This window comes from Halalkalibacter oceani (assembly GCF_023715705.1).
In the GTDB taxonomy this organism is placed as follows: Bacteria; Bacillota; Bacilli; order Bacillales; family Bacillaceae_D; genus Halalkalibacter; species Halalkalibacter oceani_A.
Window position 1 is genome coordinate 61,433 of record NZ_JAMBOS010000015.1, and the last position, 26,305, is coordinate 87,737.

A 26,305-nucleotide genomic window follows, 5' to 3' on the forward strand; every position below is an offset into this window, starting at 1 on the left:
AATATGTACATAGTTTCTATTCTAGTTACCGAATTTTCTTACAGAGTAAGGAGCACTTATATGATGTCTGATCACCATCCCACACCTTATGAGGCTTTAGGCGGAGGCGAACAGCTTTCGGCTTTGGTTGACCGTTTTTATCACTATGTTGGCAAACATTCTGACCTGGCACATCTCTTTCCTGAAGACTTAACGGAGACGGCGCGTAAGCAGAAGCAGTTTCTCACTCAGTTCCTCGGCGGGCCGGCCTTATATACGGAAGAGCATGGTCATCCGATGCTTCGGGCAAGACATATGCCGTTTGTCATTACACCTGTACAGGCTGAAGCGTGGCTGGCCTGCATGAAAAAAGCTATGACTGATGTGGGAATTACCGGGCCGATTTATGACTATATGCTTGAGCGACTTACGCTGACGGCCCACCACATGGTGAACCATCCCTCATCTTAGAAAGGAGAATGACCATTGAACCAAAAGGATACATCTTCAGCTTGTGATCAGCAGCTTGGCGTTTGTGGTCTCGATCCTACGCAAAAACATGAATGGAAGCGGCCTAAGCCAATTGAACTTTATACGTTTATTGACCCTTTATGCGCGGAATGTTGGGGATTTGAACCTACTCTAAAGAAGCTGCAAGTGGAGTATGGAGCCTATTTTCGGATTCGGACGCTCGTGGCGGGCCGGTTGCTCGCCTGGAATGCTTGCAAGGAAACAACGACCGGTCTTGCCGCGAAAAAACAGGAGATTGCTTCATTTTGGGAAAAAACGGCCTCACGCTCCGGGATGTCATGCGATGGCGACGTCTGGCTGGAGGTGGAATGGGGTTCTCCATATTTAACCTCAATCGCCGTAAAAGCAGCGGAATTGCAAGGTCCTCATGCTGGGGCGCGTTTCCTGCGCAAGCTGCGTGAATACCTCTTTCTGGAGAAACAAAACATTACAGAAAAAGAGGTACTGTTAAAATGCGCGACCGAAACCGGACTCGACTATGAGGAATTTGAAAAAGACCTCTGCTCCTCAGCGGCGACAAAAGCCTTGCAATGCGACATAAAAACGACGAATGAAATGGGCGTCGAGGTTGTCCCGACCTTCGTTTTCTTTAACAATAATGCCGAGGATGAGGGGATTAAGGTAACCGGACATTACGAGTATCACGTTTATGTCCAAATCCTTGAAGAGATGCTTGGCTTTACGCCGGCGGCCGCTCCTCCAATTACGATTGAACAGTTTCTCGAACGTTACCGCTTTGTCGCCACAGCAGAGGTCGCCACCGTATTTGACTTGTCGGAGGAAGAGGCAGAACGCCGATTAAAGGCGCTTGTGTTGCAGCAGAAAGCAGAAGCAGTTCCGGTCAAGCACGGGCTGTTCTGGCGCGTGATGAATGAAGCGAAATAGTTGAACAAGTGTATGTAAAGTCCTTGCCGGCATTTTGTCCTCAAGGGCTTTTTGCCGTTTACCGGCACTTCTATTGTCGGGGACTCGGACATATGGTGTGGTAAGCCTATTGTTAGTCAGGGAGAGGAGAATTGCGGATGAAATATTTCAAACTTATTTCCGGGCTTTTTCTTATGGCGGTCAGCTTTTATTTCTTTCTTCTGGCGCTGATGAACTTAGTCCCTCTCATCCTTGCCGGCCCTCTTTTGTTTCTTTCCATTGTCTGGACATTATCCCCGCTGGCGGCCTACAAACGCTTTAAAGGCTTCCGCCCATAAGCGAAGCGCCACAGGCGTCTTTTCTTATGGGCGGAGGCCGGAGCCGATACCATCTCGTGCAAGGTTGTCTGAATACGGGTTCTAGGACGAAGCGGACGCTACTCTTCATTCCTTCGGAGATGTTTATTCTGTCTTGGACACTTGTTATTCCGTCGCTTCCAGCAGCCGCTCCATCTCTGCCAGCGTCGCCTCAAAGACGGATAACGCTTGTTCAATTGGCTCCTTCTTTGTCATATCGACACCGGCATGCTTCAGGATATCAATTGGATAGGCTGAGCTGCCCGCCTTTAAGAAGTCGAGATAGCGCTCAACCGCCGGCTGCCCTTCTTCCAGCACCTTCTTTGATAAAGCAGCGGCGGCGCTGTAGCCGGTCGCATACTGAAAGACATAGAAGTTGTAGTAAAAATGAGGAATGCGCGCCCACTCAAGACCGATTTCTTCATCAATGACGATATCCTCGCCAAAATACTTCACATTGAGGTCATAGTACGTTTGCGTTAGTAAATCCGGCGTCAACGCTTCCCCGTTCGCCGCCTTCTGATGGATCAAGTGCTCAAATTCAGCGAACATCGTCTGGCGAAAGACCGTGCCTCTGAAGCCTTCTAAATAATGATTAAGCAAATACAGCTTTTCCTGCGGATTTGTTGTCTTTTTGACCAGATAATCGTTCAACAGCGCCTCGTTCAGCGTCGAGGCCACCTCAGCGACGAAAATCGTATAATCACCGTATAAATAAGGCTGATGCTTGCGCGTGTAATAGCTATGTAAGCTATGACCAAATTCATGCGCCAGGGTAAACAGGTTATTCACATTATCCTGCCAATTCATCAAAATATAAGGCATCGTCCCGTAAGAGCCGGAGGAATAAGCGCCGCTTCGTTTCCCGATATTCTCTTCGACATCGACCCAGCGGTTTTCAAACCCTTCTTTGACAATTGAGACATACTCTTCCCCTAACGGCTCAACCCCTTTAATGACAAGCTCCTTTGCTTCCTCGTATGAAAACTCCATTTTCACATCTTTGACAAGCGGGGTGTAAAGATCGTACATATGAAGCTCTTCAACCCCTAATACCCGCTTACGAAGACGGACATAGCGGTGAAGCAGATCAAGACGATTGTGGACAGCCTCAATCAGCTGGTCATAGACGATCTCCGGAATATGGTTTTTGCTTAACGCCGCCTGGCGCGCTGAATCGTACTTTCTGACATTGGCATAAAATAAATCGCGCTTTACCTGTCCGCTTAATGTAGCCGCGAACGTGTTTTTATATTTGTCATAGGTTCCATATACGGCTTTGAAGGCATCCTCGCGCACACGGCGATCACTGCTTTCCAAAAAGCGTACATAGCGGCCATGCGTTACCTCGACTTCTTCCCCGTCTTCATCTTTAATCGTCGGGAATTTCATATCCGCATTGTTCAGCATGCCAAAAACATTGCTTGGATTATTGGTCACTTCGGCAGCCTGCGCCAAAATGGCTTCCTCGCTCTCAGAAAGAACGTGAGGACGCTCTTCATTCAATTCGGCAAACATTTGCTTATAAAGCTGAAGACCCTCATGATCACTAATAAATTGGTTAATCAATGTTTCCTCGAGCGCCAGCAGCTCCGGAACGATAAAAGAGGCAGCCTGGGCGACCTGTGTAGCAAGGCTGGCTGCGCGGTCATTGAGCCCCTGGTAGAAGGAATTTGTCGTATCCTGGTCATAGCGCATATGGGCATAGGCGTACAGCTTCCCAAGCTTCTCTGTAATTTCATTTTGCTTCTCAAGCGCGGCATACATCGTCTCGGCTGAGTCTCCCAATGTCTGCTTAAATGCCGTTAACTGTGGAAGCTGGCCCTGAATCTCCTTAAACGCTTGCTCCCACTCTTCATCACTCGAAAAAATCGCCTCTAAATCCCACGTATTCTCCAGTGCCACTTCTTCTCTTTTTTTGACGTGCTTTGTCATAAATTGATCGTACCTCCATGTTAGCGAAAATTTAAGTCAGCACGTCCTGCTTCCTGGCGGAAGCAGGACGGTTCCTTTTACATCCTCTGTTTATATATTCGCTTTTTTCGAATTGATTCCTTTATTGTCCCCGGAATTCTCTGCTTCATCCTCCATCGTGAAGCACCGACGCGCAGCCGCCGCATCGAGCCGGAAGGCTTCCTCCATTGTACGAGGAATAACAATGCTGCGTACTCGTTTAAAGTATTCCTCCCCGGTCTGCTCTAAATAGCCCATTTGGCAAAGCCATGACAGGTAGCCTTTTACTGCCTGGAGCCAGCCGGCCTCCTCATGAATCTGACGTCTTGAAAAAAGACCTTTCAACATATAAGGCTGAATGCAACGGCTGACTATTTGCAGCGTGAATGGCTTAGTCAGAGGCTGATGTTCAAGAAACTCAAACAGGAGGAAGGTTTGCCAATGATAAGGGGATGTTTCAAAATAATAATAGTACGGAGATGGCCAGCCGGCCTCAATTGGGAAGAGATTGCGCGGGAGAGAATAACGGTATAAAAGCTGGAGTAAATACGATTCCACCCGACTGGGATAGGAAAGTGGATGTTGATAACGCCAATGCTTTTTGATTTCGAGCCATTTCATTCTTCTGGCCGGCAGCTGCTTCGGCTGATGAAAAAGGGCGGCAGGCTGTGTACTCTCAAGCGGAGATTGCTGCAATTCAGCAAGTGTGCGGGTAGCGGAATAGGGCATGACATGCTGGAGAAAAGCGAAGGAATGCTGTTCAGGGCAGTAATAGCTCAAACTGAGGTTGTCTGGTGGATAGTGACGGAACGCGTGCCATTCGAAAGCTTGAATCGCGTAAGTGGAGGAGCGCTGGCGCTTGAGACGGTTCCCTCCTAACAGCCAGATCGGGGTAATACCGACTTCTTGATAGCCGCGCGAACGTTTTGCAATTACAGAGACAGGAATCGGGGAACATTGGAATTCTACGGCGTAAAGTCGCTGCTGATAGCGGACAACTAAATCGGGGCGCTGTTGAATAATTGGGAGATAGATTTCGATTCCTACATCAAGAGAATGACCTTTCAGCCAGTAATAGAGCTGCTTTTTCCCTTCCAGATGATAGGGAGTTTCTGCTTCGCCCATTGCTTTGCACGTTGACTTCGTGCGATGGGCGAAATGCCATTGCCTCTTGCCGCCAAGCTTTAACAGAAGCGGCTCCTTGCACGAGCGGCAATAAAATTCTTGTTCACGCCGGAGCTGCTTCAATTCTGCAAGCTGCCAGCCTTCGAGCAGAGAAATCGTCGTGCCATCCTGATATTCTGCCGTAAACATTTTGTCACCACCTTTATAAAACTGTAGCTGACTACTTCGAGCCGTTTAGTCAAAATCCTGCAAAAAAATTAGAAAAGCCGCACAGCGGCTTTTCTAAGAAGCACTGTGCGGCTCCGTAACAGTATGGTTATACTCCATCAAAGTAAAGTTCTTTCATCGAGAATGTAACGAGCGATGGCACGGCCTTCCCTGCGACTTCCTCATATGGTTACGCGCAATTACAACAGAGGTGACAATAAGCGCGACGTTGATTCGATCAAGCGGTAATATACAGATCGATTACGGAAAAGCTCAAAACTGAGCTGGTTCGAATGTTCAAGATCGTAGACAAAATCACTAACAAGCTTTGTGACACTTTTCGTCCGGTAAAGATACGCATTCACTTCAAAGTTCAAATGAAAGCTGCGCATATCCATATTTGATGTACCGATCGAGGCCAGCTCATGATCGACGATGATCAGCTTACTGTGCATAAAGCCGCGGTTATACTCATAGATCTTCACTCCCGCCTCAAGCAGCTCTGGAAAATAAGAGCGTGAGGCGTGAAAGACGATTCGTTTGTCCGGCCGGTTCGGGACAAGGATCCGGACATCTATACCGGACAGCGCGGCAATTTTTAATGCGCTCAAAATATCATCATCGGGTATAAAATACGGACTGGCAATCCAGACGTTTTTCTTGGCCGATGTAATCATCGAAAAGAAGAGCTTTTTATTCACTTCCCATCTCGTGTCCGGCCCGCTGGCAATCATCTGCACACCGCCATCGGCCTTCATCGAGGTTAGAACAGGGGATAAATAAGTCGGGTTGAGGATTTTCTTTCCGGTTTGATAATACCAGTCCTGCAAAAATATTAACTGCAATGTCCGCACCGCTTCTCCCCTGACATACAGATGGGTATCACGCCAATAACCGAAGTATTTGTTCTTGCCTAAGTATTCATCGCCGATGTTGAGACCGCCGACAAATCCGACAATGCCATCAATCACAATGATTTTACGATGATTGCGGTAATTCAGTTTATGATTTAAAAACGGCAGCCTGACCTTCGCAAACGCCGCCACCTCGACACCGCCGGCCTTTAATTCCTCAATATAGGCTTTTGACAGCCGCCAGCTTCCGACAGCATCATACAAAAAGCGAACTTCAATGCCCGCCTTCGCTTTTTCAATCAGAAGCTGCTTTATTTCCTGGCCGATCCCGTCATCACGGACAATATAATATTCCAAATGAATATGATGCTCAGCCATGCGCAGCGCCTGGAGTATATTAGCAAACGTTTCCTTTCCGTCAGTCAGCACCTTCGTTTCACTCGCAAACGAAATTGGATTATAACCGAGACGGTGGGCGAGTCTGAACAGCAGCTGCTGATGGTCCCCCATTTTCCGCAGCTGGTCTTCGTTTAACTGCTTCGTCCCTTCAATCTGGCGAAAGGCTTCTTCATCCTCAAGTGCCTTCATCGAAAAGGTACGCTGCTTTCGGTGATTTTGCCCAAACAGCAAATAAAAAAAGAACCCGAATAACGGGAACGCTGCCAAGACGACGAGCCACGTTAATGTTTTCGTCGGATGTCTGTTTTCAAAAAAAATCACGACCGCGATAAACGCGACGGAAAGCGTAAAAGCAATACTTATCGTTCCGACAATCCAGCCTTGCAAAAAAAAGCGCGACATATACAGGAAGGCCAGAACAAGCGCTAAAAAAGCCAAAATATTGAATCGATTCTTCATATAGAGTCTCCTGGGTGAATATTTGGCTTATTCATCTAAGAAAAGCTCAGAGCAGTGCATTCTTGCTTATTTAAGAAAAAGCGAGCTGATTGCCTAATGTAATCAACTCGCTCACCTGGATTACCGGGAAAAGGAATCTCGAATCACCGGAAGTGCATTGGCCTTCACAATCTCTTTACCGTATTCCATTATTCTGTAAATCGAAATGTCTGATTCGAAGCCATATTCCAGTATTTGACTCAGCATGTCATCCTGCTGATCTTCGTTATATGTTTCATCGTCGAAAATAACGTGAAGATAATAAGTACCTTCAAAATGATAAAGCTCGTTGTGCAAGTCGTTTATATGGAAATTATGACTTAAGGAAATCACATCTTCGAAATCGTTAAAGCCAATTACGATTTCTAGTGGTTCGCTAGTCTTGTCTACCTTGCCATCAGCATTGCCGGACATCAGGTCAACGAGATCCTGGTCATCATGATCCTTATCATGCGACACCGGAATTTCCAGCTTCACATTTCCGCCGGAAACCTGCCCTCTCGTCACAACAATTTCAAGACCTTTATCCAAGGCGTGAACTTGGATCCACAACGGACCGTCCAATTCAAATTCATCATTATCGCTGGCCTCGTTCATCATTTCGAAGAAGAGCTCTTCTCCACGCTCACGATTGTACCAGATTTCATCTCTGTCAAATCCTCTGTCTTCAATATCTTTATACGTGATAAAAAATTTAATGGTCGTATCATTGACGCGTTCAATATCCATGTTCGCTCTCCCTCCTACTCGAGTCATTGGTTAATGGATTCATCCAGCAAACACCTTTCTTACGTTATACCCGTAATCCTTTCGATCAACCTTGAATGAGCAGAGAACGTATGGGCCGGCTGGTCAGCAAATGAATGATCTGCTTTCTTCTATTTTATGATAAATCCTTTGAAAATGGAAATCTAAAAGCTGCTTTTTTCTCCGATTTTTCAGAAAAAAGCCACCTTCATCTCAGCAAAACCCCGCCATCATGCGGTTTTCTCCATTCCATTTTCATTAAAAAACTTCCTCTTTTCTCATCATAAAATCTCCGGCTTGACCATATGGTGATTCTATAGATGAAAAAAAACAAGCCTTTCTTAATTTTTTATTGTCACTGATACATATATGAATTGTCAATGATTTTTATGAAAAAATAAAATGTTTTTACTAAAGGATGGATGATCGATCGTGGATACGGATTTTCTCATTTCACTCTTTACAATTATAGGAGTCGACATCATCTTGGGCGGAGACAATGCCATTGTCGTCGCCCTTGCCTGCAGGAACTTACCGGCAGAGATTCGTCATAAAGCGATTTTATTCGGTCTCGGGCTAGCTCTCCTTATTCGCATGGGATTGACGATCATCGCCGTTCATTTACTGGAAATCCCGTTTTTGCTGGCAATCGGCGGCGCTTTATTGATTTATATCGCCTACAGCCTGTTGACCGAAACGGAAAACGAGCGGGATGTTAACGGCGGTACAAGCTTATGGAGCGCGATCAAGGCAATCATCATAGCCGATTTTGTGATGGGCTTTGACAATGTAATTGCCGTCGCCGGAGCCGCGCACGGCAACCCGTTGCTCGTCATGATCGGTCTGCTCTTCTCGGTTCCGGTCATCATTTGGGGCAGCAAATTAATCCTGAACCTCTTTGACCGCTTTCCGATCATTATTTATGTCGGAGCGGGGATCCTCGCCTATACCGCTTCAAGAATGATCACGCACGAGGAGATGCTCGCTCCTCTCTTTCAACAATTCGACTATGTTGCGCTTGGCCTGCAAATTACGATCATCACCGGAGTAATTTTGCTCGGCGCTTATAAAAAAACCGTTAGTAAAAACTGAGGGCGGACAATGGCTTCACTCGCCGCAAGCCCGTTGTGAGAAACCCACTCACAACGGACTTTAATAGAACGTGGCGGCTCCGCACATTGCTAAAGAGGGTATCCCTTTTCGGGATACCCTCTTTCAGTTAACCAGGCGCTGTGCTTCCTGAAGGTGGAATGTTCTCACCTTGCGTGGAAGGAAGCGGCGAATTTCCGCGTCGTTATAGCCAACCTGTAGACGCTTCTCGTCAAAAATAATCGGACGGCGAAGCAGGCCGGGGTTGTCGCTAATGATTTGGAATAATGTTTGCAAGGAAAGAGACTCGAGCTCAACGTCAAGCTCTTGAAACACTTTCGAGCGTGTCGAAATAATTTCGTCTGTTCCATCCTCGGTCATTCTGACAACCTCTTTTACTTCCTCCACTGTTAATGGCGCTGCAAAAATATTACGTTCCTCAAACGGGATATTATGTTCTTCTAACCAAGCCTTTGCTTTCCGGCATGATGTACAACTTGGTGATGTTAATAAAGTGACCATGTACGGACCTCTCCTTCCAGGTTATGAGATCTATGTCGAGCTTGAATACCATTATAAATGTTGATACTCTAATTATACAGATCTGTTTAACTTTTGTATAGAAAAAGTTAAACTTCCCTTAAATAAAGATAATGAAAAATACCCTTTAGATGTTTTCCCTAAACCTATTATACAAAAAAACTTTCTAAACATATATGTTTATTTAGTTAAAAAACAAATTTTTTCTCAATTGGCTCATAGTTGTCACATGATTGTCACACTTTATAATGAAAGATTCCTTGTCGTTTCGTTAAAATATAGTACGTTTTGATAAGCTAATATCTATAGATTATTTACAAGGGGTGAAGCGCATGAAAAAGTGGTTAGCAGCGATGACCATTCTTCTGCTCCTGGCAGGCTGTGCGACGGACGATATAACAAATGAGCAGACAGAGAGGCAGCAGCTTCTTGTTGAGCTTGCCCCTGTTCAAATCAGCTCGATTGGGGAAACACTGGAATTATCAGGGCAGCTCCTTCCTAATAAACAGGTTCCATTAGTGACGACAATGCCGCTTAAAGTGACGGACGTACATACAAAGGTTGGACAAGCCGTAGAAGCGGGAGATTTGCTGATTTCCCTCGATGACGAAGAAGCACGGCGCCAGGTTAACCAGGCCAGTCAAGTACTCGATGAACTGAAGCAGGCTTTGCATCAGGCCGAACAGATCAATCAGTCTGTCGAACAAAGCATGTCGGCGGCTGCTGATCTCGAAACTGAATTGCTCGCTTCAATTGAACGGGCTCAGGAGCTTCTTCAAGCATTGGGCGAAGGAGAAGGAGACGCTGATCAGCAGGCGCTGACCGATTTGCTACAAGCGAGTCTTGATGTCTCTCTCAGACAGGCGGCGCTGACCCAGGCCGCAGGGGCCGGAAGCCTTTCTGCTCCGCTGAACACGGCGGAGCTGTCGATGCAGATCAATCAAGCGGAGGAGGCGGTTCGTCAGGCGGAAAGCGCGCTGGCGGCGACAAGAATCACAGCTCCAATTGCCGGCACAATCGCTCAGCTTGATGTCACGGCCGGCCAAACCGCTGTTCCTAATCAACCGCTGGCAATTGTCAGCGACTTGAGCAAAATGGATGCAGCTTTTGCTGTAAACAGCTTCCAGGTTGCCAGATTACAGCCGGGGATGCCTCTCTCACTCAGTATTGCCGGCTGGAACGAAGCGGTCGAGACAGAACTGACTGCCGTTTCGCCGGTCATTGACCCGCAAACAAACGCCTTTATGGTCCATGCGACCGTTCCAAATGAGTCGCTGCAATTAAAGGGCGGTATGAGAGTAACGGCGACAGTCGAACTAGGCACCGTTCAGGAGGCGGTCGTGATCCCTGCCGATGCGGTTCTTTATCAGGATGGAGAGCCGTACACCTTTGTCGCCGAAGATAATCGCGTGCGCAGGCAGGAGCTTGAGCTGGGCACCCGTGACGGTGCAACCATTCAGGTGATAGAAGGCGTAAGTGAAGATGATGAAGTGGTAACCGTTGGTAAGGAGCGGCTCACAGACGGAGCCGCGATCACAGTAAGAAGCGAGTGAAAACATGAATCTAGCTAAATTATCTGTATTACGCCCTGTGGCGATGGCGATGTTTATTATTTTTCTGATCATCCTCGGAAGTGTATCTTTGCGCCATTTACCTGTTGATCTCTTTCCGGAGCTGACATTCCCTGTTGTGGCCGTAACGGCTACCTATGACGGGGCAGGCCCCGAAGAAATTGAGGAATTGATTACGCAGCCGATCGAAGAACTGATGGCCAGCATTCCGAACGTCGAGTCAGTATCCTCCACTTCCCGGACAGGCGGCGCCTTGATTCTCGTCGCTTTTGATTGGGGCACGGATATGGACTTCGCTGCTTTGACGATGCGCGAACGGATCGATCAAGTCCGGGAGCTGCTGCCAAGCGAAGTGGAGTCTCCCCAAGTAATGCGGTTTGATCCAAGTATGCTGCCAATCGTCCAGCTCGCGATTACAGAGCCGGGCGGGGACACGGCTGAAGCCAAGCAATTAATCGAAAATGAAATCAAGCCGCGGCTCGACGCGGTTGACGGCGTTGCTTCGGTCCAGGTCGAGGGTGGAAGTGAACAAGAAATCCGGATCGATATTCAGCCTGACGTGCTTGCGCAGTACGGCTTGACATTACAGGAGCTTCAACAGCTCATTGCCAGTGAGAATATCAATTTCCCGGCGGGTGAAGTACATGACCAGAATCAATCTTTTCCGATTCGCGTCAGTAGTGAGTTCGCCTCGGTCTTTGATTTAGAGCAGCTTCCAATACCGACCAATGCCGGCGTCGTGCTGCTTGGTGATTTATTCGACATTAGCGAATCCGCAGCTCCCTCTTCTCAGGAAAGCTACTTGAATGGCGAGCCGGCGGTTGGTCTTTCGATTTTGAAAGCGTCCGGAACGAATACCGTCCAGATCACGAGAGCGATCAACGATGAGCTCGATGATCTGAAGCAGCAGCTGCCCGAAGGAATCGAGATTCAAACGATTTTTGACCAAAGCCGCTTTATCGAGCAATCAATCAATGCTGTCTTTTTGAATATTCTCCTTGGGGGAGGATTGGCGGCTCTTGTGCTCTATCTTTTTTTGCGGAACATTCGCAGCACGTTGATTATTGCCTTATCGATTCCGATCTCGATTATGACGACCTTTTTGTTTATGTATTTCTCAGGTGAAACGTTAAATGTCCTCACCCTTGGCGGGCTGGCTCTCGGCGTTGGAATGATGGTTGACAACGCGATCGTCATTCTCGAGAATATTTACCGCAAGCGCCAGGAAGGGGAAAGTTTGCGCGAGGCGGCGATTCACGGAACGAGCGAAATTGGCGGCGCGATTGTCGCTTCGACGCTGACGACCGTCGTTGTCTTTTTACCGATTGTCTTCGTCGACGGACTCGCGGCTCAGCTTTTTAAACCATTGGCGCTCACGGTGGCCTTTGCTTTACTTGCTTCCCTGATCACAGCGTTGATCATCGTGCCGCTGCTGTCCTCGACCTTTTTACGAACGACAGAGCAGACATCCGTCTTTCAGGTCGGCTTTGAGAAAACAAAGTCCGTCTACAAAAGACTGCTCGAATTCAGCCTGCGACGGCCAAAGCGGATCATCGCGGTTACCGCCGCGCTCCTCGCCGGCTCTCTAAGCTGTATTCCGCTGTTAGGCACGGAGTTTCTCCCGGCCCAGGATCAGAGCTTTATCAGCATCGACGTCCGCTTACCGCCAGGCAGCGCCCTGTCAGCAACCTATCAAGCGACGGAAGAAATTAATGAAAAACTCGCTGCTTTTACAGAAGTCGAATTGGCCTATGTGACTGTCGGCGGGACGGACAGCTTTTCCCTTGGTGCCGGCTCACAAACAAACAGAGCAAGCTATAGTCTGCTCCTAAGCGACACAGATAGGCGCATTGCTTCCGACCTGGAAATTGCCGACTCGATCCGCGAGTCCCTCGCCGCAGTTCCAAACACGGATATTCGTGTCTCGGCGAGCGACAGTGGCTTTACCGATGACCCGATTTCAATTACCGTTAAAGGGCAGGACCTTCAAACATTGGAGCAGCTTTCTGAAGCAATTGTCACGACGGTTTCAACCATTGAAGGGGTGCGGGAGCCGACTACGAACTATACCGCCGGCAATCCGGAAGTGACCGTAGCGATCAACCGTCAGGCTGCATCCTCCTACGGCATCACAAGCGCGCAAATCGCTTCGACAATCAGCGATGCGACGCGCGGATTAGTGGCGACCCGGATTGCGAGACACGGCGAAGAGCTTAATGTCCGACTCCAGGTGGATGACGCTTATACCGCCTCGCTCGAACAGCTCGAACAGCTGCTGCTGTCAACGCCTGGCGGAGAGCGGATCCCGCTTGCTTCTGTTGCGACAGTTGAACGGGGAGAAGGACCAAGCACGATTAGACGGTCGGATCGGATGCGTGAGGTCACGGTAACCGCCTCGATTTTAAATCGAGATCTTGGCAGTGTCATCAATGACATTGAAGAGACGCTGATTAAAGAGGTGCGTCCTTTGCTGCCGAACGGGTACCGGATAAGCTTTGGTGGACAGAATGAACAAATGAACGACGCCTTTACAAAGCTTAGTGGAGCCATCGCGCTCGCCATCGTCCTCGTGTACATGGTCATGGCCGGACGCTTTGAATCCTTCTTCTACCCGTTTATCATTATGTTTTCCGTCCCGGTTACAGCGATCGGCGTCATTTTCGGGCTGCTGCTCACCAATCAGCCGATCGGGGTCGGTTCTCTTGTCGGAATCTTAATTTTAACGGGGATTGTCGTCAACAACGCGATCGTTCTCGTCGACTATATTAATACATTGAAAAAGAATGGCTACAGCTCATACGAGGCGATCATTCAAGCCGGTCCAATTCGACTGCGCCCGATTTTGATGACGGCGCTGACGACGATTCTCGGGCTGATCCCGCTAACACTCGGCTTTGGCGAAGGTACGGAAATCCAGCAGCCTATGGCGATAGTGATCGTCTGCGGACTCGCTGTGTCGACCTTTATTACGTTGCTGCTGATTCCAGTCATTTATTATCTCACCGACCAGCGGAAGGAGAAACGACAGGAACGTTCTTCTTAGAAGGAACGCGTGGAGGGATGACCGTCTTTCGGTTCTGTCTTAATGGCGGATGCTAGCGGACAGACATGGAAGGAACGGAGCCGGTTCCATTCTCAAGCTGAAAAATTTTAACATCAATAAAAAAGAACGTCTGAATCGGGCCGACAGGCCTTGTTCAGACGTTCTTTATGCAGAATAGCGATTTGGTAACGGCTGCTGCTTTGTTTTTTCTTTCCAATTTTTCAGATTCTTTTTCAAGAACTCCTTCACCAGCTCACGTTTTTTCTTACGGTTTTTTGCAATACGTTTCATCCAAATCACCCACCTTATTTGTTATGGTGAACGATTCAGCGCCTACACGGTCGGTTGGTCGGTTGCTTCGGCCTCTTTCGCATTATAGGTGACAACCTGATCGACATCCTCATAGGATTCACCGTAAAGCTGCTTATCCTTATACGTATGAATCGTCTCATACGTGTGCTTAACCTTTTCATAGATGCTTTGCTCGGAATCATTATGAGGAGACCAGTATAGAATTTCAAGCTCATTAACCTCATTTGTCGCCAGAGAGCGCCTACGATACCCAACAGACTGTGCATGCGTGAACCCTTCGCGACTGTAAAAACGTTGACGCTTTTTTGTGTCACTGTCTTCATAATCAACCGGTTCTACTTCAAGGATAATCGGCTTTTGCTTTTCTTTCAATTGATTTAACAGCTTCTTTCCCAGCCCCTGCCCCCTTGCCTCCTTGGAGACAAACAAATAATCAACAAAAATGAAATCATCTGTTTCTACATACATCATAACATGATTTGGTCCTTCATCCTTATGGTAAATATCCGCTTTCTCTTTTAAAAGAAGCTCCATATGTTCTTTTGATTTCATCTCTTCAATTGGAAAGTACTTGCTCAACTTTTCGTACCAATTCATCAACTCAGCTCCCGTTAGTTATCTTCATTTATAGTATATTCCAATGTCGCTAATGGTTAAACGCGATCAAATCAGCATTTACTGGAAAAAGCACTGATTTTCTTTCATGAGGAAAACTAAGGTGGAGCATCCATAGAATAAACCCCGATTCGTCCGCTTTGCTCCGTTTCAGAAAAAGGCCTTGTCCCGAATCGCTGTTCGGGACGAGGCCGGCTATTGTTTATAGTCTACCCCCGCTGTGTAGCGGTTTGTTGCATTCCAGAGCAAGAATTCGTTAATTCCCTGCTCATGTAAAGCGCGGATTTGAGCTTCAACCTCTTCTTTTCCATAACGCTGATAGTTCCCTGACCCAAGCCAGCTTGCCGTGAAGTCTTGAATCCACGGCCGTGAAACCGGTGGATTGTCAAGCTGCGCCAATATGCCATTTTCCACTTTCGCATATTCACGCGTCAGCTCATATGGAAATAAATCGGGCTTGTCTATGCCAAAATAAGGCGTCCAGTGGCTTGGATAAATCATCGACGATATAACATCGACTTCGTTGGCGATTTTGGAAAAGTTTTGTCCAATGCCTGGTGCTTCCTTGATCGTAGCAGCGTATCCGAAAATATCGACCGATACATCCACGTCATACTTTTCCAGTCGCTCCTTCGCATAGGAAACAAAATCGGTCACAGCCGCCACCCTTTTTTGCACGTGATCGCCGTCGCCACCTTCATATTCCCCCACACTGTATTGCAGCACCTCGTCACGTCTTTCAAACCCTTCCGGAAAGCGGACATAATCGAATTGAATTTCCTGGAATCCCAGCTTGGCTGCCTCCTCGGCGATATCGATGTTATAATCCCATACTTCCTTTAAGAAAGGATTGACAAATGCTTCGCCCCGCCCGTTCTTCCATACCTTTCCGCCATCGAGAAAGGACAGCTCCGGCCGTTGTTCTGCAAGAACGGAGTCTTTAAAGACGACAATCCGGGCAATTGGATAAACCTCGTTCTCTTCAAGCGTACGCATCAATTGTTCCGGATCATGAATATAATTTTGAGAAATAGGATAGAATGGAGAATCCTCCCCGGGCCGGTACGTTAAATAGCCATGATCCTCTTTAATATCAATGACCATCGCATTCAACTCTGTCGTGTTGACCAGCTCAAGCAAGCTTGAAAAGCGCTCGCCGCCCGCTGAATTCCCGGTCACATAAATCCCCCGCACCCCGTCTTCCGGATAAGGAAACTGATAGCCGGAATCATAGACGAAGCGAACGACATCACCCGGCAGGGCAAGTGTCGTTTTGGCCAATGCTTTATGCTGGTGCTCCTTCCCAGTGGCGACGCTTGTCTCGGTTTCTGCTGCAACCGCTCCAGGACCAAATAACGTCAAGACACATAGTAGCATGAGCATTCTCGTCCACGGCTTCCCCATCTCCATTCACGATCCTTTCTTCGTATCTTTCCGTCATCTATGTATTAATCTTCATCCTTGGCATCCCAGTCTTCCGGAAGCGGCTCTTCCATTTCAGCTGCCAGTTGCTTGCGCTTTACATCAAGCTGTTCTTTATGCCACATGAACTGGTCACGATTGATTAGCTGCTGCTTCCCATCATGAAATGCTTTAATATGACCAAGCTGTATTTGCTGCTGAAGATAAGCCTCCGGCAACTCCAAATAGTCTGCTAACTCTGCAACTGTAATGTACATCTTCCGTTCCTCCCTTCAAATTATAACGTCAGTCGAAAAAGCTTGTCATCCTTCTACCCGAAAAAAAACGTTTCAAAAACAGAAAAGACAGCGGGCGGTCCTCACCAGCTCGCTGTCTTCTCAGATCAAATCGGCAGTACGTAGAACAGGATCATAAAGAAATGCAACACACTGCCCGCCAATACAAAGGTATGCCATACAGCGTGGTGAAACCTGAATCCGCGCCACACGTAGAAGATCGTCCCGAATGTATAACAAAGCCCCCCGGTCACGAGCAAGACAACTCCTGCAAAAGGCATGTTCTCAATCAGAGGGTTGATCGCAAATATCGCTAGCCAGCCCATTCCGATGTAAAACAGCGTCGACAGAAACAGGAAGCGCTTGACAAAAAAGATTTTAAACACGATTCCCGCCGTCGCCAGCCCCCAAACAATGCCGAACAACGTCCAGCCAAGTGTCCCTTGAACGACGATAAAAAGCAAGGGTGTATAGCTCCCGGCAATAAACAAATAAATCGAAGCATGATCAAAAATTTCAAAGATGTTCTTTAATTTGCCGGCCGGCAAGCTGTGAAGCATCGTTGAAGAAAAATATAACATCAGCATCGTAACTCCGTAAATCGTAAAGCTGATAATATGGAGCGCTGTGCCGTGAACAGACGAAAACACAATCAGCAGCACGAGAGCTGCTATACTTAACAGGACACCAATTCCGTGGGTAATGGCATTTGCCAGTTCTTCTTCTTTTGAAAACGTATGAGTAGTCGCCATTTTTTCCCCCTTTTCTTCTTCTTTTATAGTATACCAAATTCTCGCCGATCAATCGCTGTTTTTTCAAGATTTTCTACATCATGGTTGCATTGACCAACACGCGTTAATATAATAAGTAAAACCGTGTAACGGCTTTTCCTGGAAGCGTGCGGAGCTGTTACCGGCATTTGAGGATGGCTGTAAACGGACGACTTCTGCGAGTTGCGTGACGCCCGAAGCCCGGCGTCCTGCCCCGAATACAATCCGGACATTTCCATCCTTTCTGATCTTTAAAAAAAAATGATCCTTTTCGATAATGATCTAACACAAAGGAGGAAGGCACGGTGAGATATGTTACTCTTGTTCAACTATTCGACCATCCGATTACGCAAAAGTTTGTAAAACGTTCCGGCATGGCTCATGCCATCGCCTGCGCTTATCATGCGTTCCGCTTGGCGCAAGAGCATGATGTCGATCCCGATATGGCAACAAAGGCGGCCTTTCTTCATGATATTGGTCACTATACGTGGTACCGGGACGGCCAATGGGATTACCAATTATATAAGGAATATGATATTCATGCGATCAAAGGGGCGGAGCGGGCACATAAACTGCTGATCCGCCTCGGGGAACACCCACGAGTCGCCAAAGAAATTGCCCTGGCGATTCTGCTCCATACCGATTCCTATCTGCCTGAAGGAGAGCTTGAGCTGAAGCCGCTTCAATACGTGGTCGCTCTTGCCGACGAAGCGGATGAGGAACCGGGAGGAGAGCATCATTATCGCACGATTGCAGATGAGCGGGCCCGCCAGATGCTCGGCGAGCTGGATAAAATAGTAGAAGCTGCCATATAGAAAAAGCGGCGTGTTCCGGACGGAGCCGCCGCTTTTTCCTGCGTTCAGCTGGTCCCTCAAGCTCTGCCTTCACCTTTGGCTGCTTTCCGCCCTTCTTCCTTTCCAATCACGATTGCGCGCTTTTCTATTGACGAAGTCCTGAGCTTCATGCTACATTTAGTCCAACACAACTGGATACCCGAAAAGGGGAGTAGCGACCAACTGGTCAATGAGTCGTCATGACAGTGGAATTCCACTCGGTTCATTGAGCTTTCTGGCATGAATGATCATGTTCATAAAGTACGCAAGACCTTTTTATGAGAGCCGCGATTTACGGGCAGACTCTCATAAAAGGGTCTTTTTTTGTGGTGTTAAAGAAAAGGAGGCAGCTTCAATGGTTTTTGTCTGGTTTATTTTAGCGGCGGTCGTGACGGTGATCGCTGCTGTGAAACTTTCTACTTATGCCGATACAATCGGGGAAAAGACATCCCTCGGCGGGATGCTTGTCGGAACAATTCTTCTCGCCGGCGCCACTTCTCTTCCCGAAGTTACAACGAGTGTATCGGCGATTATTCTCGACAGTCCCGATATTGCTGTCGGGAACGTCTTTGGAAGCAACATGTTTAATTTATTAATTTTAGCAAGCTTTGATTTATACTTCCGCAAACAGCAAATTTTCGCTTCCGCTGACCGCTCGCACTTTTATACGGCAAGTTTGGGGCTGCTGCTGGCGATTGCCGCTCTTTTGGCCCTGACCCTTCGCCTGCCCTATCAGTTTCTTGAAATTGGGCTTGATACATGGGTGCTGATGACGATTTACGCAGCGGGTCTCTGGCTGATCTCTTATTTGTCGAAAAAGCAGCCGACCGCACCGCCGCAAATCGAACAGGAAGAGGAGTCACCCTATAATTTGTCGGCCATTCCTTTAAAGCGGGCTATCATCGGCTTTATTATCGCCGCACTCGTCATCATGGGCGCGGGCACCCTTCTTACGGTCAGCGGCGATCAGATTGCTGTTATTACAGGTCTTGGAGCAAGCTTTGTCGGCAGCTTTCTCATTGCGGCAACCACATCACTTCCTGAAGCTGTTTCGGTTCTTGTCGCGCTGCAACTGCGCAATCATAACCTGGCGATCGGCTCGATTTTAGGAAGCAATCTGTTCAACATTTTGATCCTCGGTGCTTCCGATGTCTTTTACCGGAAAGGGACGATTATCAGCGCCGCTTCTGATGTGCATCAGATTACCGCGGCGGCAGTCGGGATCCTTTCCATCGTCGTTTTATATTCACTCGTTCGCAAGCCGAGAGAGTCAGCCTTCCGCTACGCTCTCCCTTCCTTAATCTTAATTGTTCTCTACTTCGTCTCGTCCTACCTGATCTTTATTCAGTAGGACGAGAGCTTAGAGTAGCGCCACTTACTACAGGTTCGTTGTGACAAAACCGCCACAACGGACTTTACACGATCGTGGCGGTTCAGGGCGTTCCGCCCCTGCTGAAGTTTTTTTAAATATGGACTTTCCATGAACTAGGGGCTGGTCGGCCTTCCATCACTTCTACAATAAGAAGGAGAGGCTGTGACAAAAGGTTGTTTTTTTTACCTTTTGTCACAGCCTTTAAGCAATGAGCGGAACCGCCACGATCTTTTAAAGCCCGTTGTGAGTGGGTTTCTCATAACGGGCTTGTGGCGTGTGAAGCCATTGCCAGTAGGTCCAAAGCTAGTTTTGTCTCAAGCTCTCTTCCTTTTTTCACTTACGCAGCAGGATCAGATCTTCCATCATCTCATAGGTCATCCCGCCGTTAATCCGCTGAGTGATGATGCCATGCTCATCAATGACAATCGTCGTCGGGATACCAATGATTTGATAAGCTTTCAGAATATCGCCCTCTTCATCAAGAAGCGGATCAAAATACGCGCGGAAGTGCTGAAGAAATGGTTTGATTTGTGACCTGTCCGTTTCCTGGCTCGTCATATTGACCGCCAAAAAGGCGATATTTTTTTCCTTTAGGCGCTTTTCCATCTCGACGATGACCGGCATTTCTTCCTGGCATGGATGACACCATGTCGCAAAGAAATTGAGTACAACCGGCTGTCCGCGATAATCGGCAAGAGCAACCTGCTTCCCTGTTAAAGTCGGCAATTCAAAGGAAATCGCTTCTTGTCCAATTTGCGCCCCTGTTGTCACCTGGGCGGCTACTGCCTGTTCCACCTGCTGAAAGACGGTTGTTGATTGACTGTACATAAAGCCGACTCCGCACAGTAAGAGAATCAAGATGCTTCGATAAAAGGTTTGCCGCTTTTTATTGTTCATCCCATTCGCCTCTTCCCTGTAAAAATTGCTATAATGTAACCTATGTCCATCCGTTCATAATCATGCAAAGGAGGAGAAAAACCAATGACCAAATTACAGATGGTTCAAGCCGTCGCTGTTAGTGCCCTCGTCATTTTCGTTGTTATTTCCTATCAGCAGGATAACCGTAATGATTTCATCTTTTTCCCGTTAGTCGGTCTTAACCTGATCCTTTGGATAATGCGCCTGCGTGAGCGACGTCAGCAGCGTGATGCTGACCAAGCGTAATCGTATTAATAATTTCCCTGGCCGCGTATGGTTTTTTCCGTTTCTTTGCCGATTGAATCATTTTCTCTTTCACCCGCTGATTCGATAAAATCAGAGCGGTCTGTTCAGAAATCTGGCGGCGCGTAAACGCTCTTAGTGCCAATCCCCACTCGACAACGATATTTGCGTTTTGCTCTTCATGACCTGGAATCGGCTCATACAGCACGAGCGGGATTTCACAGGCGAGCGCCTCACTCAATGTCAGCCCGCCAGCCTTCGTGATCATGACATCGCTGATCGCCATATACGAAACAAAATGAGCGGTATACGGAATTATGCGCACCTCATGCTTTGTCGAAACGGAGTTGATTTTCCGCGCCGCCTGCTCATTGCGCCCGGTCATACATAGAATGGTCAGCTGCTTATCGATGCATTCCAGCTCTTCGAGAATGGTTTCGTAGCTTGAAATGCCAAAGCCTCCGCCCGCCACGAGAACCGTCGCCCGGTCAAGAGGAACATTTTGCTTTTCCCGAAACAGGGCTGCCTCTAACGGAGTCGGCGGCTCGGTCGGAAATGGAATTCCGCTCACATGAAACAATGTCGGCGACAGCCCGTTCTGTATCGCAAACCGCGGTGCCTGTTCATCGATCGTAAAATAGCGGTTTACCTGTTTATGTACATAGGCGCGGTGCAGTTGAAAATCAGTCACCACACTGTATAAAGGGATGTCGCAGCCCTGCTTTTCCTTCGCCAGCGCCAGCAGCAATGTCGCCAGTGGATGAGTCGAGATAATAAATGGCGGACTTTCCTGCGTGATGAACCGCTCGACCTGTTTTGTAAAAAGACGAATCATTTTCTCATAGGAATCAAGCCATCTTGACGATTGAAAATTTTCCGAAAAAAGCTTTCCCCAGATTTCCGGACGGTAGCGCAGCAGCCACGTATAGGACATGCGGATACTGTGATGAAGTAATGGATGAAGCCAATGTAGCGTATCAATCACCGTTACACGGGAGTAGCCCCGTGCTTCAAGTTCCTTCCGCAACGCAAGCGCCGCCTGATCATGACCTTTCCCAATCGAAGCGGTAAACACAACTGGAACTCCTGACATCAATAGCACCTCTTTCTGTAATATGCGCCTTACTTATAAAGTATGGAAAAGAAATACGTAATTATTCAAGCGTCCTTTTGTTATGTTTCCGTAAAGGATTGGTGAAAGGACAAGCATAATATGATAAAGTAGAAATCATGCAGATGGTGAAAGGATGAACAAGAATGAAAACCGTTTTTTCTGGAATTCAACCGAGCGGTACGTTAACACTTGGTAATTATCTTGGGGCAATGAAGCATTTTGTCGACATGCAGGATGACTATCACTGTTATTTTTGTATTGTCGACCAGCATGCGATCACGGTACCGCAGGATCGCTTAAAGCTGCGCGAAAACATTCGCAGCTTAGCCGCGCTTTACTTGGCGGCAGGAATTGACCCCGACAAATCGACGCTCTTTATTCAGTCGGAAGTACCTGCCCATTCCCAGCTTGGCTGGATCATGCAATGTGTATCCTACATAGGCGAGCTTGAACGAATGACGCAATTTAAAGATAAATCAGCCGGCAAAGAAGCCGTTTCCGCCGCGCTCTTGACCTACCCGCCATTAATGGCCGCCGATATTCTACTTTACGACACAGATATCGTTCCGGTTGGCGAGGACCAAAAGCAGCATCTTGAGCTGACACGCGATCTGGCCGAGCGTTTTAATAAGAAATATAACGACATCTTCACGATACCGGAAGTGAAGATCCCGAAAGTCGGCGCCCGGATTATGTCGCTGACGGAACCGGAAAAGAAAATGAGCAAATCAAGCCCGAATCCGAAGAGCTTTATTTCTATGCTTGATGACGAGACGACGATTACGAAGAAAATCAAAAGCGCCGTCACCGATACAGAAGGCGGCATTTACATTGACAAAGAAAACAAGCCAGCCGTTACGAATCTGATTTCAATTTATTCCCTTTGTTCAGGTATTGCTGTTGACGAAGTTGTTGAACGCTATCGCGACAAAGGGTATGGAGAATTTAAAACGGACTTGGCTGAAGTCGTTGTCGAAGCGCTGCGCCCAGTCCAGCAGCGTTACTATGAATTGATTCAGTCGGATGAGCTTGATACGATCTTGGACCTCGGAGCAGCAAAAGCCAATGAAAAAGCGAACCGGATGATTAAAAAAGCGGAGAAAGCAGTCGGCTTAGGACGGAAAAGATAAGAAAAGTCGCGTGCGGCTTTTCTTTGTGATATCTCAAGTCGTTATTACATTCCTCAAGAGCCATGTCGCCAGTTTTTTTCAGATTGATGGCAGCAAAAGCAAGCATCGCCTGCGGAAAGCGTGTCCCCATCCCGGTAGCGAGGTCGAAGCGTCTAACCAGTCTAACCCTGACTACAAAATAAAATAAGCCTGTCGACTTTGTCGACAGACTGAACGCCTGAATGAGGCTTTCATTGCTTAGAGGCTGGGCAAAGGTAAAAATAACCTTTTAAGCCCAGCTTTTTTAGTACCCGTTATTCTTTTTCCAGATTTTCCCTACAAAAAAGGAAAGTCCTAATGTTCCAACAAGTAAAACGACTGTGAGAATTTGCATGACGGTATAGGCAAAGTTATCCATGCTATCCCTCCTATGTACAGATTTTCTTCCTATTTTTCATTATAGGAGAGTCTTGCATAATTGTAAATGGAGGTCGTCAAAACGTCACAATCTACGTTATTTTACGCTTTCACCATGCTCCAGCTCCCAAAGTTTCTCGAAAAACGCCTGTCCCCGGACCATCGCTTCACATAGCTGGTGATGCTTGCTTGTCCACCCTGAGCGAATTTCCTGATAAAGCTGCTGCCAGGCTTCTTCTCTTTCAAGCATTTGAATCCGCATATAATCACGTGGATTCCATTCCGTATACCAATAGCGCACCTCGGCGTCGGTCCCCGTCGTATAAAGCTGATCGAGCGCCATATAGAGCAGCTGCTTTAATTGACGTTCTTTTCGCGTCAACCCTTTCAGTTCTGCGGGATCTGGAGAAAGCATATGATATTCCTTTTCGCCAATTTCATGGTCAATGTCGAACTTTTTCAATTCATGCTGCTGCAGTAGCTCATAAACCGTTTGTTCCTGACGCGGTGTCAGACGGCTTTTGCGAATTGGCGTTTTATAGCCCATCGTATCAATCGCAATCACTTTCTCACCATCTGTCGCAACAAAGCAGTAATCAAGCTGCAAGCGTGACATGTTTTTTCGTAAATAGCTTTGCTGGTAAACCTCTTCCAACAATTCATCAGGCAGTTCATCTAAATAATTTTCAAGATAATCAAATAAGCGGGCACTTACGAATACAAGCTTGGCCTGATCCAGCACCTCAATCTTGTCTTCACTGCGCCATTCATGGAAATCACAAACGTTGTAGCCATTTTCCTCACCTTCAAACCAGTTGACCCATACGTCTCGAATATGGACCATATAAAGCCCCCCTTACTTCTGAATCAATTTGGTATCCACAGTATAGGCAGACTAGAACCAGTTTATTCCACAAGCTGCTAATTCCTGAGAATAATTTATTTCGGAGGGCGACGGCGTTTACCGGGGGAGGGGAAGGTGAGGGCACCAATCGTCAAAGCGACTCCAGCCAAAAAGAGATACAGTTCAATGCGGTTGACAAGAAAGGCAAGGTACATCGTAAACTGATAGCCTGTCGTCAGCAAATTTAAATAGGCAAGGATGCTGACACCGCCAATAACCGCCAGCAAAATACCGATGACTACAAAAAATAGACGAATCAACTTAACCACCTCCCCGCTCTTCATTACCGATCATGAAATTCTGATTTTGTCAGCAATTCCTTCGCCGAACAAGTTAGCAGCCTGTCAGTCGACGCTTTTTCATCCCATGCCGTCGCGACAAGCCGGAAGCCGCAATAATAACCGAGCCAAAGTGGAATACCGCGTTGCCTGTCACCATATAAATAGCGATAATGAAGCCTTCTGTCAGGCAAATCAAGATTAGGCCTCAGCCACTGCTCAAACCAATCCCTGTTCCATGTCCGGTCGTAATATCTTGTCCATACTGCCATGCGTTCCGTGCCGAGCTCTTCTTTCACGGCATGTTCGGCCAACCCTTCCATGACAATCGACTCTAATAACGTAATCTCCTGCTCCGTCACCTTAGTCTGAAACAGTCGACAGCAATGATGGTATTCATGTGTCAGCAAAGCTCGCAGTTCCTCTTCCTCAATTGCCGGATGAATAAAAAGAATGACCGCTTCCGGTAAGGTCAGCCCCATTTTTCCTCCGAGTTGTTCCGATAAAAAGCGATTGCGCTCCTCAATCGGCAGCAGATAAATTTTCACTTCGGGCCCCGTCCATTTTTGCCGCAACCGGCGATATTGCTCGGCGACAATCCGCCAAGGCTCCTCGCGCTCCAGCCATTGGGGAGCAGGAGGCTGGTCAGGATGCAACAATCCGGCCTGCAGCAAATGGTCCTGCAATGCCTGAGCATCCTTTGTCTGAAAGACATCGCAAAGCGGCCTTATCAATGTTTTCCTGGCGACATTGACCTTTTCGGTTAAGCTCTCCGCCTTCTCCCATTGCTCGGCATACATCCGCAGCCATCTATCCGTTCGCACCACACCCATGCTTTTCCCTCCTCTCATTACTATATGAAGAAAAATGATAATATGAACCTTCATCTGTCCAGGTTCATCATCGGTTCGCTGGAGATTCGCAGTTTTCACTTTTTTATAATTATGTAAAAATAAGAAGAAAAAGGAGGGGATCTTGATGGCAACCGGAAGAGAACAACAGTTGGAAGCTTATTATCGTTTAGTGGACGAGCTTACCGAGACATGCGGAAAAACAAACCATTTGGCCGCCCATCTCGGGATTGAAACGAGGTATGTCAAATGCTCCTTTTACAAAGAACAGCTCGAACAGCTTGAAGAGATTCAAACCTATTTTCGAAAAGTGGGAATGAGCGCCGCCCAAACGACGGAGAACGAAATTTTGACGATGGCTCTCAGCCATTTCTATCAATTTGTGAAGCATATTGAAAACGAGTAAGTTTCAAAGCAAAGGGCTTTCTCCTTGAACAAAGTCAAGCCGTAACGAATAAGATAAAGAAAAATAGTGCGCAGAGTGGGTGAAAAACATGGACGACAAATTCCAACGCGGTCTTTTGTTTGTCATGACGCTTTTTATTGTCATCAGCTTCCTGCTTGACTTAGGAAATGGCGAACCGAGTGACGTCCCTGCCAGTCCTTTATTCGTATTTAATTCTTAATTACTATAAGGAGGGGTTTTATATGTTTCCAAATGGCTCACCACCTCCTTATCGCAATCCGTACCTTTATGGTCAGGGGCAGCAGCAAGCGCCTCCTCCGAATCAATTCAACCAGAAAAAACAGCAGAAAGCTAAAGCAAATAACCTGGTATCAGGGCTCACTCCAAATGAAATTGCCGTGATTATCGCCTTGTTAACCAATGCCCTTCACGTCCAGTCTATTCTTGTCGACAGAGATCAAACCGTTCAAATACTGCTTGAAGGCTCCTTACGAAAAAGATCCGAACTCGATAAGCTTATTGACCAAGTCCGTGATGTACCTGTCGGCGACTTTTTATCCTCTTTATTAAATAATCCGCCTCCAAAAATCAAAACCACCCGTGAGAACGGGTGGTTTGTTCTACGGCTGGAAGCCTTTGTTGCTGACCAGACCCTAAAGGGCCACTGAACGGTTCGCCATTTGTACTTCTTCTACTGGCCAGACCTCAAA

28 protein-coding genes are annotated in these 26,305 nt (G+C 47.4%); 13 read left to right on the forward strand and 15 right to left on the reverse strand.

Annotation, left to right across the window (positions count from 1 at the left end):
- Positions 1-63: 63 nt before the first annotated feature.
- The 3 genes from M3212_RS14090 (at position 64) to M3212_RS14100 (ending at position 1,712) form a co-directional block, all read left to right on the forward strand.
- Entirely contained in the window at positions 64-450 is a 387-nt protein-coding gene (locus M3212_RS14090) for a globin (protein ID WP_251194612.1), read from the forward strand.
- A 15-nt stretch (positions 451-465) separates the two neighbouring features.
- Positions 466-1,395, forward strand: a complete 930-nt coding sequence (locus M3212_RS14095) for a ClpXP adapter SpxH family protein (RefSeq protein WP_285874406.1) — start codon at positions 466-468, stop codon at positions 1,393-1,395.
- Between the two features lie 137 nt (positions 1,396-1,532).
- Positions 1,533-1,712, forward strand: coding sequence for a hypothetical protein (locus M3212_RS14100; protein WP_251194613.1), 180 nt, complete (start codon positions 1,533-1,535; stop codon positions 1,710-1,712).
- 144 nt (positions 1,713-1,856) lie between these two features.
- On the opposite strand, the gene pepF is transcribed toward M3212_RS14100, so the two are convergent.
- The 4 genes from pepF to mecA form a co-directional block, all read right to left on the reverse strand.
- On the reverse strand, positions 1,857-3,665 hold the full coding sequence (gene pepF, locus M3212_RS14105) for an oligoendopeptidase F (RefSeq protein WP_251194614.1): 1,809 nt from the start codon (positions 3,663-3,665) through the stop codon (positions 1,857-1,859).
- 90 nt (positions 3,666-3,755) lie between these two features.
- Complete coding sequence (locus tag M3212_RS14110; protein WP_251194615.1) at positions 3,756-4,997, reverse strand: competence protein CoiA family protein; 1,242 nt, start codon at positions 4,995-4,997, stop codon at positions 3,756-3,758.
- 218 nt (positions 4,998-5,215) lie between these two features.
- Complete coding sequence (gene cls / locus M3212_RS14115) at positions 5,216-6,727, reverse strand: cardiolipin synthase (RefSeq protein WP_251194616.1); 1,512 nt, start codon at positions 6,725-6,727, stop codon at positions 5,216-5,218.
- A 120-nt stretch (positions 6,728-6,847) separates the two neighbouring features.
- Positions 6,848-7,495, reverse strand: coding sequence for an adaptor protein MecA (gene mecA, locus M3212_RS14120; RefSeq protein ID WP_251194617.1), 648 nt, complete (start codon positions 7,493-7,495; stop codon positions 6,848-6,850).
- 450 nt (positions 7,496-7,945) lie between these two features.
- Between mecA and M3212_RS14125 the strand changes: the two genes are divergently transcribed.
- Complete coding sequence (locus M3212_RS14125) at positions 7,946-8,605, forward strand: TerC family protein (RefSeq protein ID WP_251194618.1); 660 nt, start codon at positions 7,946-7,948, stop codon at positions 8,603-8,605.
- A 123-nt stretch (positions 8,606-8,728) separates the two neighbouring features.
- Here the strand turns inward: M3212_RS14125 and spxA are convergent, their stop codons facing one another.
- A complete protein-coding gene (gene spxA, locus M3212_RS14130) occupies positions 8,729-9,124 on the reverse strand; it encodes a transcriptional regulator SpxA (protein WP_251194619.1) in 396 nt (131 codons plus the stop codon).
- Positions 9,125-9,474: 350 nt separating this feature from the next.
- Between spxA and M3212_RS14135 the strand changes: the two genes are divergently transcribed.
- Together M3212_RS14135 and M3212_RS14140 are read left to right on the forward strand one after the other, a co-directional pair.
- Positions 9,475-10,695 carry an efflux RND transporter periplasmic adaptor subunit gene (locus M3212_RS14135; protein WP_251194620.1) on the forward strand — a complete coding sequence of 407 codons (1,221 nt, stop codon included), beginning with the start codon at positions 9,475-9,477 and terminating at the stop codon, positions 10,693-10,695.
- 4 nt (positions 10,696-10,699) lie between these two features.
- Entirely contained in the window at positions 10,700-13,756 is a 3,057-nt protein-coding gene (locus M3212_RS14140) for an efflux RND transporter permease subunit (RefSeq protein ID WP_251194621.1), read from the forward strand.
- A gap of 165 nt (positions 13,757-13,921) precedes the next feature.
- On the opposite strand, the gene M3212_RS22115 is transcribed toward M3212_RS14140, so the two are convergent.
- The 5 genes from M3212_RS22115 to trhA form a co-directional block, all read right to left on the reverse strand.
- Positions 13,922-14,047 carry a hypothetical protein gene (locus M3212_RS22115; RefSeq protein ID WP_285874410.1) on the reverse strand — a complete coding sequence of 42 codons (126 nt, stop codon included), beginning with the start codon at positions 14,045-14,047 and terminating at the stop codon, positions 13,922-13,924.
- A gap of 42 nt (positions 14,048-14,089) precedes the next feature.
- On the reverse strand, positions 14,090-14,665 hold the full coding sequence (locus M3212_RS14145; RefSeq protein ID WP_251194622.1) for a GNAT family N-acetyltransferase: 576 nt from the start codon (positions 14,663-14,665) through the stop codon (positions 14,090-14,092).
- A gap of 213 nt (positions 14,666-14,878) precedes the next feature.
- Entirely contained in the window at positions 14,879-16,087 is a 1,209-nt protein-coding gene (locus tag M3212_RS14150; RefSeq protein WP_251194623.1) for a putative glycoside hydrolase, read from the reverse strand.
- Positions 16,088-16,131: 44 nt separating this feature from the next.
- Positions 16,132-16,362 carry an excisionase family DNA-binding protein gene (locus tag M3212_RS14155; protein ID WP_251194624.1) on the reverse strand — a complete coding sequence of 77 codons (231 nt, stop codon included), beginning with the start codon at positions 16,360-16,362 and terminating at the stop codon, positions 16,132-16,134.
- Positions 16,363-16,487: 125 nt separating this feature from the next.
- Positions 16,488-17,132: a PAQR family membrane homeostasis protein TrhA gene (gene trhA, locus M3212_RS14160; RefSeq protein ID WP_251194625.1), complete on the reverse strand. Its 645-nt coding sequence runs from the start codon at positions 17,130-17,132 to the stop codon at positions 16,488-16,490.
- 323 nt (positions 17,133-17,455) lie between these two features.
- Here trhA and M3212_RS14165 point away from each other — a divergent pair, with 323 nt between their 5' ends.
- Together M3212_RS14165 and M3212_RS14170 are read left to right on the forward strand one after the other, a co-directional pair.
- Positions 17,456-17,965, forward strand: a complete 510-nt coding sequence (locus M3212_RS14165) for an HD domain-containing protein (RefSeq protein WP_251194626.1) — start codon at positions 17,456-17,458, stop codon at positions 17,963-17,965.
- Positions 17,966-18,338: 373 nt separating this feature from the next.
- Positions 18,339-19,334: a sodium:calcium antiporter gene (locus tag M3212_RS14170; RefSeq protein ID WP_251194627.1), complete on the forward strand. Its 996-nt coding sequence runs from the start codon at positions 18,339-18,341 to the stop codon at positions 19,332-19,334.
- Between the two features lie 354 nt (positions 19,335-19,688).
- Here M3212_RS14170 and M3212_RS14175 read toward each other — a convergent pair whose 3' ends face one another.
- Positions 19,689-20,252 (reverse strand): TlpA disulfide reductase family protein, encoded by a 564-nt coding sequence (locus tag M3212_RS14175; RefSeq protein WP_251194628.1) that lies wholly within the window; start codon positions 20,250-20,252, stop codon positions 19,689-19,691.
- A gap of 84 nt (positions 20,253-20,336) precedes the next feature.
- Between M3212_RS14175 and M3212_RS14180 the strand changes: the two genes are divergently transcribed.
- Entirely contained in the window at positions 20,337-20,519 is a 183-nt protein-coding gene (locus M3212_RS14180; RefSeq protein ID WP_251194629.1) for a hypothetical protein, read from the forward strand.
- Here M3212_RS14180 and M3212_RS14185 read toward each other — a convergent pair.
- Positions 20,452-21,609 carry an MGDG synthase family glycosyltransferase gene (locus M3212_RS14185; protein ID WP_251194630.1) on the reverse strand — a complete coding sequence of 386 codons (1,158 nt, stop codon included), beginning with the start codon at positions 21,607-21,609 and terminating at the stop codon, positions 20,452-20,454. The genes M3212_RS14180 and M3212_RS14185 overlap by 68 nt on opposite strands.
- 164 nt (positions 21,610-21,773) lie before the next feature.
- Here M3212_RS14185 and trpS point away from each other — a divergent pair, with 164 nt between their 5' ends.
- Positions 21,774-22,760, forward strand: a complete 987-nt coding sequence (gene trpS / locus M3212_RS14190; protein ID WP_251194631.1) for a tryptophan--tRNA ligase — start codon at positions 21,774-21,776, stop codon at positions 22,758-22,760.
- A 493-nt stretch (positions 22,761-23,253) separates the two neighbouring features.
- On the opposite strand, the gene M3212_RS14195 is transcribed toward trpS, so the two are convergent.
- The 3 genes from M3212_RS14195 to M3212_RS14205 all read right to left on the reverse strand — a co-directional run bounded on the left by M3212_RS14195 (position 23,254) and on the right by M3212_RS14205 (position 25,171).
- Complete coding sequence (locus tag M3212_RS14195) at positions 23,254-24,000, reverse strand: YjbA family protein (protein ID WP_251194632.1); 747 nt, start codon at positions 23,998-24,000, stop codon at positions 23,254-23,256.
- A gap of 95 nt (positions 24,001-24,095) precedes the next feature.
- Positions 24,096-24,320 carry a hypothetical protein gene (locus tag M3212_RS14200; protein ID WP_251194633.1) on the reverse strand — a complete coding sequence of 75 codons (225 nt, stop codon included), beginning with the start codon at positions 24,318-24,320 and terminating at the stop codon, positions 24,096-24,098.
- A gap of 23 nt (positions 24,321-24,343) precedes the next feature.
- Positions 24,344-25,171, reverse strand: coding sequence for a DUF2268 domain-containing protein (locus M3212_RS14205; RefSeq protein ID WP_251194634.1), 828 nt, complete (start codon positions 25,169-25,171; stop codon positions 24,344-24,346).
- 145 nt (positions 25,172-25,316) lie between these two features.
- Here M3212_RS14205 and M3212_RS14210 point away from each other — a divergent pair, with 145 nt between their 5' ends.
- The 3 genes from M3212_RS14210 to M3212_RS14215 all read left to right on the forward strand — a co-directional run bounded on the left by M3212_RS14210 (position 25,317) and on the right by M3212_RS14215 (position 26,263).
- Positions 25,317-25,595, forward strand: a complete 279-nt coding sequence (locus M3212_RS14210) for a hypothetical protein (protein ID WP_251194635.1) — start codon at positions 25,317-25,319, stop codon at positions 25,593-25,595.
- A gap of 88 nt (positions 25,596-25,683) precedes the next feature.
- Positions 25,684-25,815 carry a hypothetical protein gene (locus M3212_RS22120; RefSeq protein WP_285874414.1) on the forward strand — a complete coding sequence of 44 codons (132 nt, stop codon included), beginning with the start codon at positions 25,684-25,686 and terminating at the stop codon, positions 25,813-25,815.
- Between the two features lie 22 nt (positions 25,816-25,837).
- Positions 25,838-26,263, forward strand: a complete 426-nt coding sequence (locus M3212_RS14215; RefSeq protein WP_251194636.1) for a hypothetical protein — start codon at positions 25,838-25,840, stop codon at positions 26,261-26,263.
- The last annotated feature ends 42 nt before the right edge of the window (positions 26,264-26,305 follow it).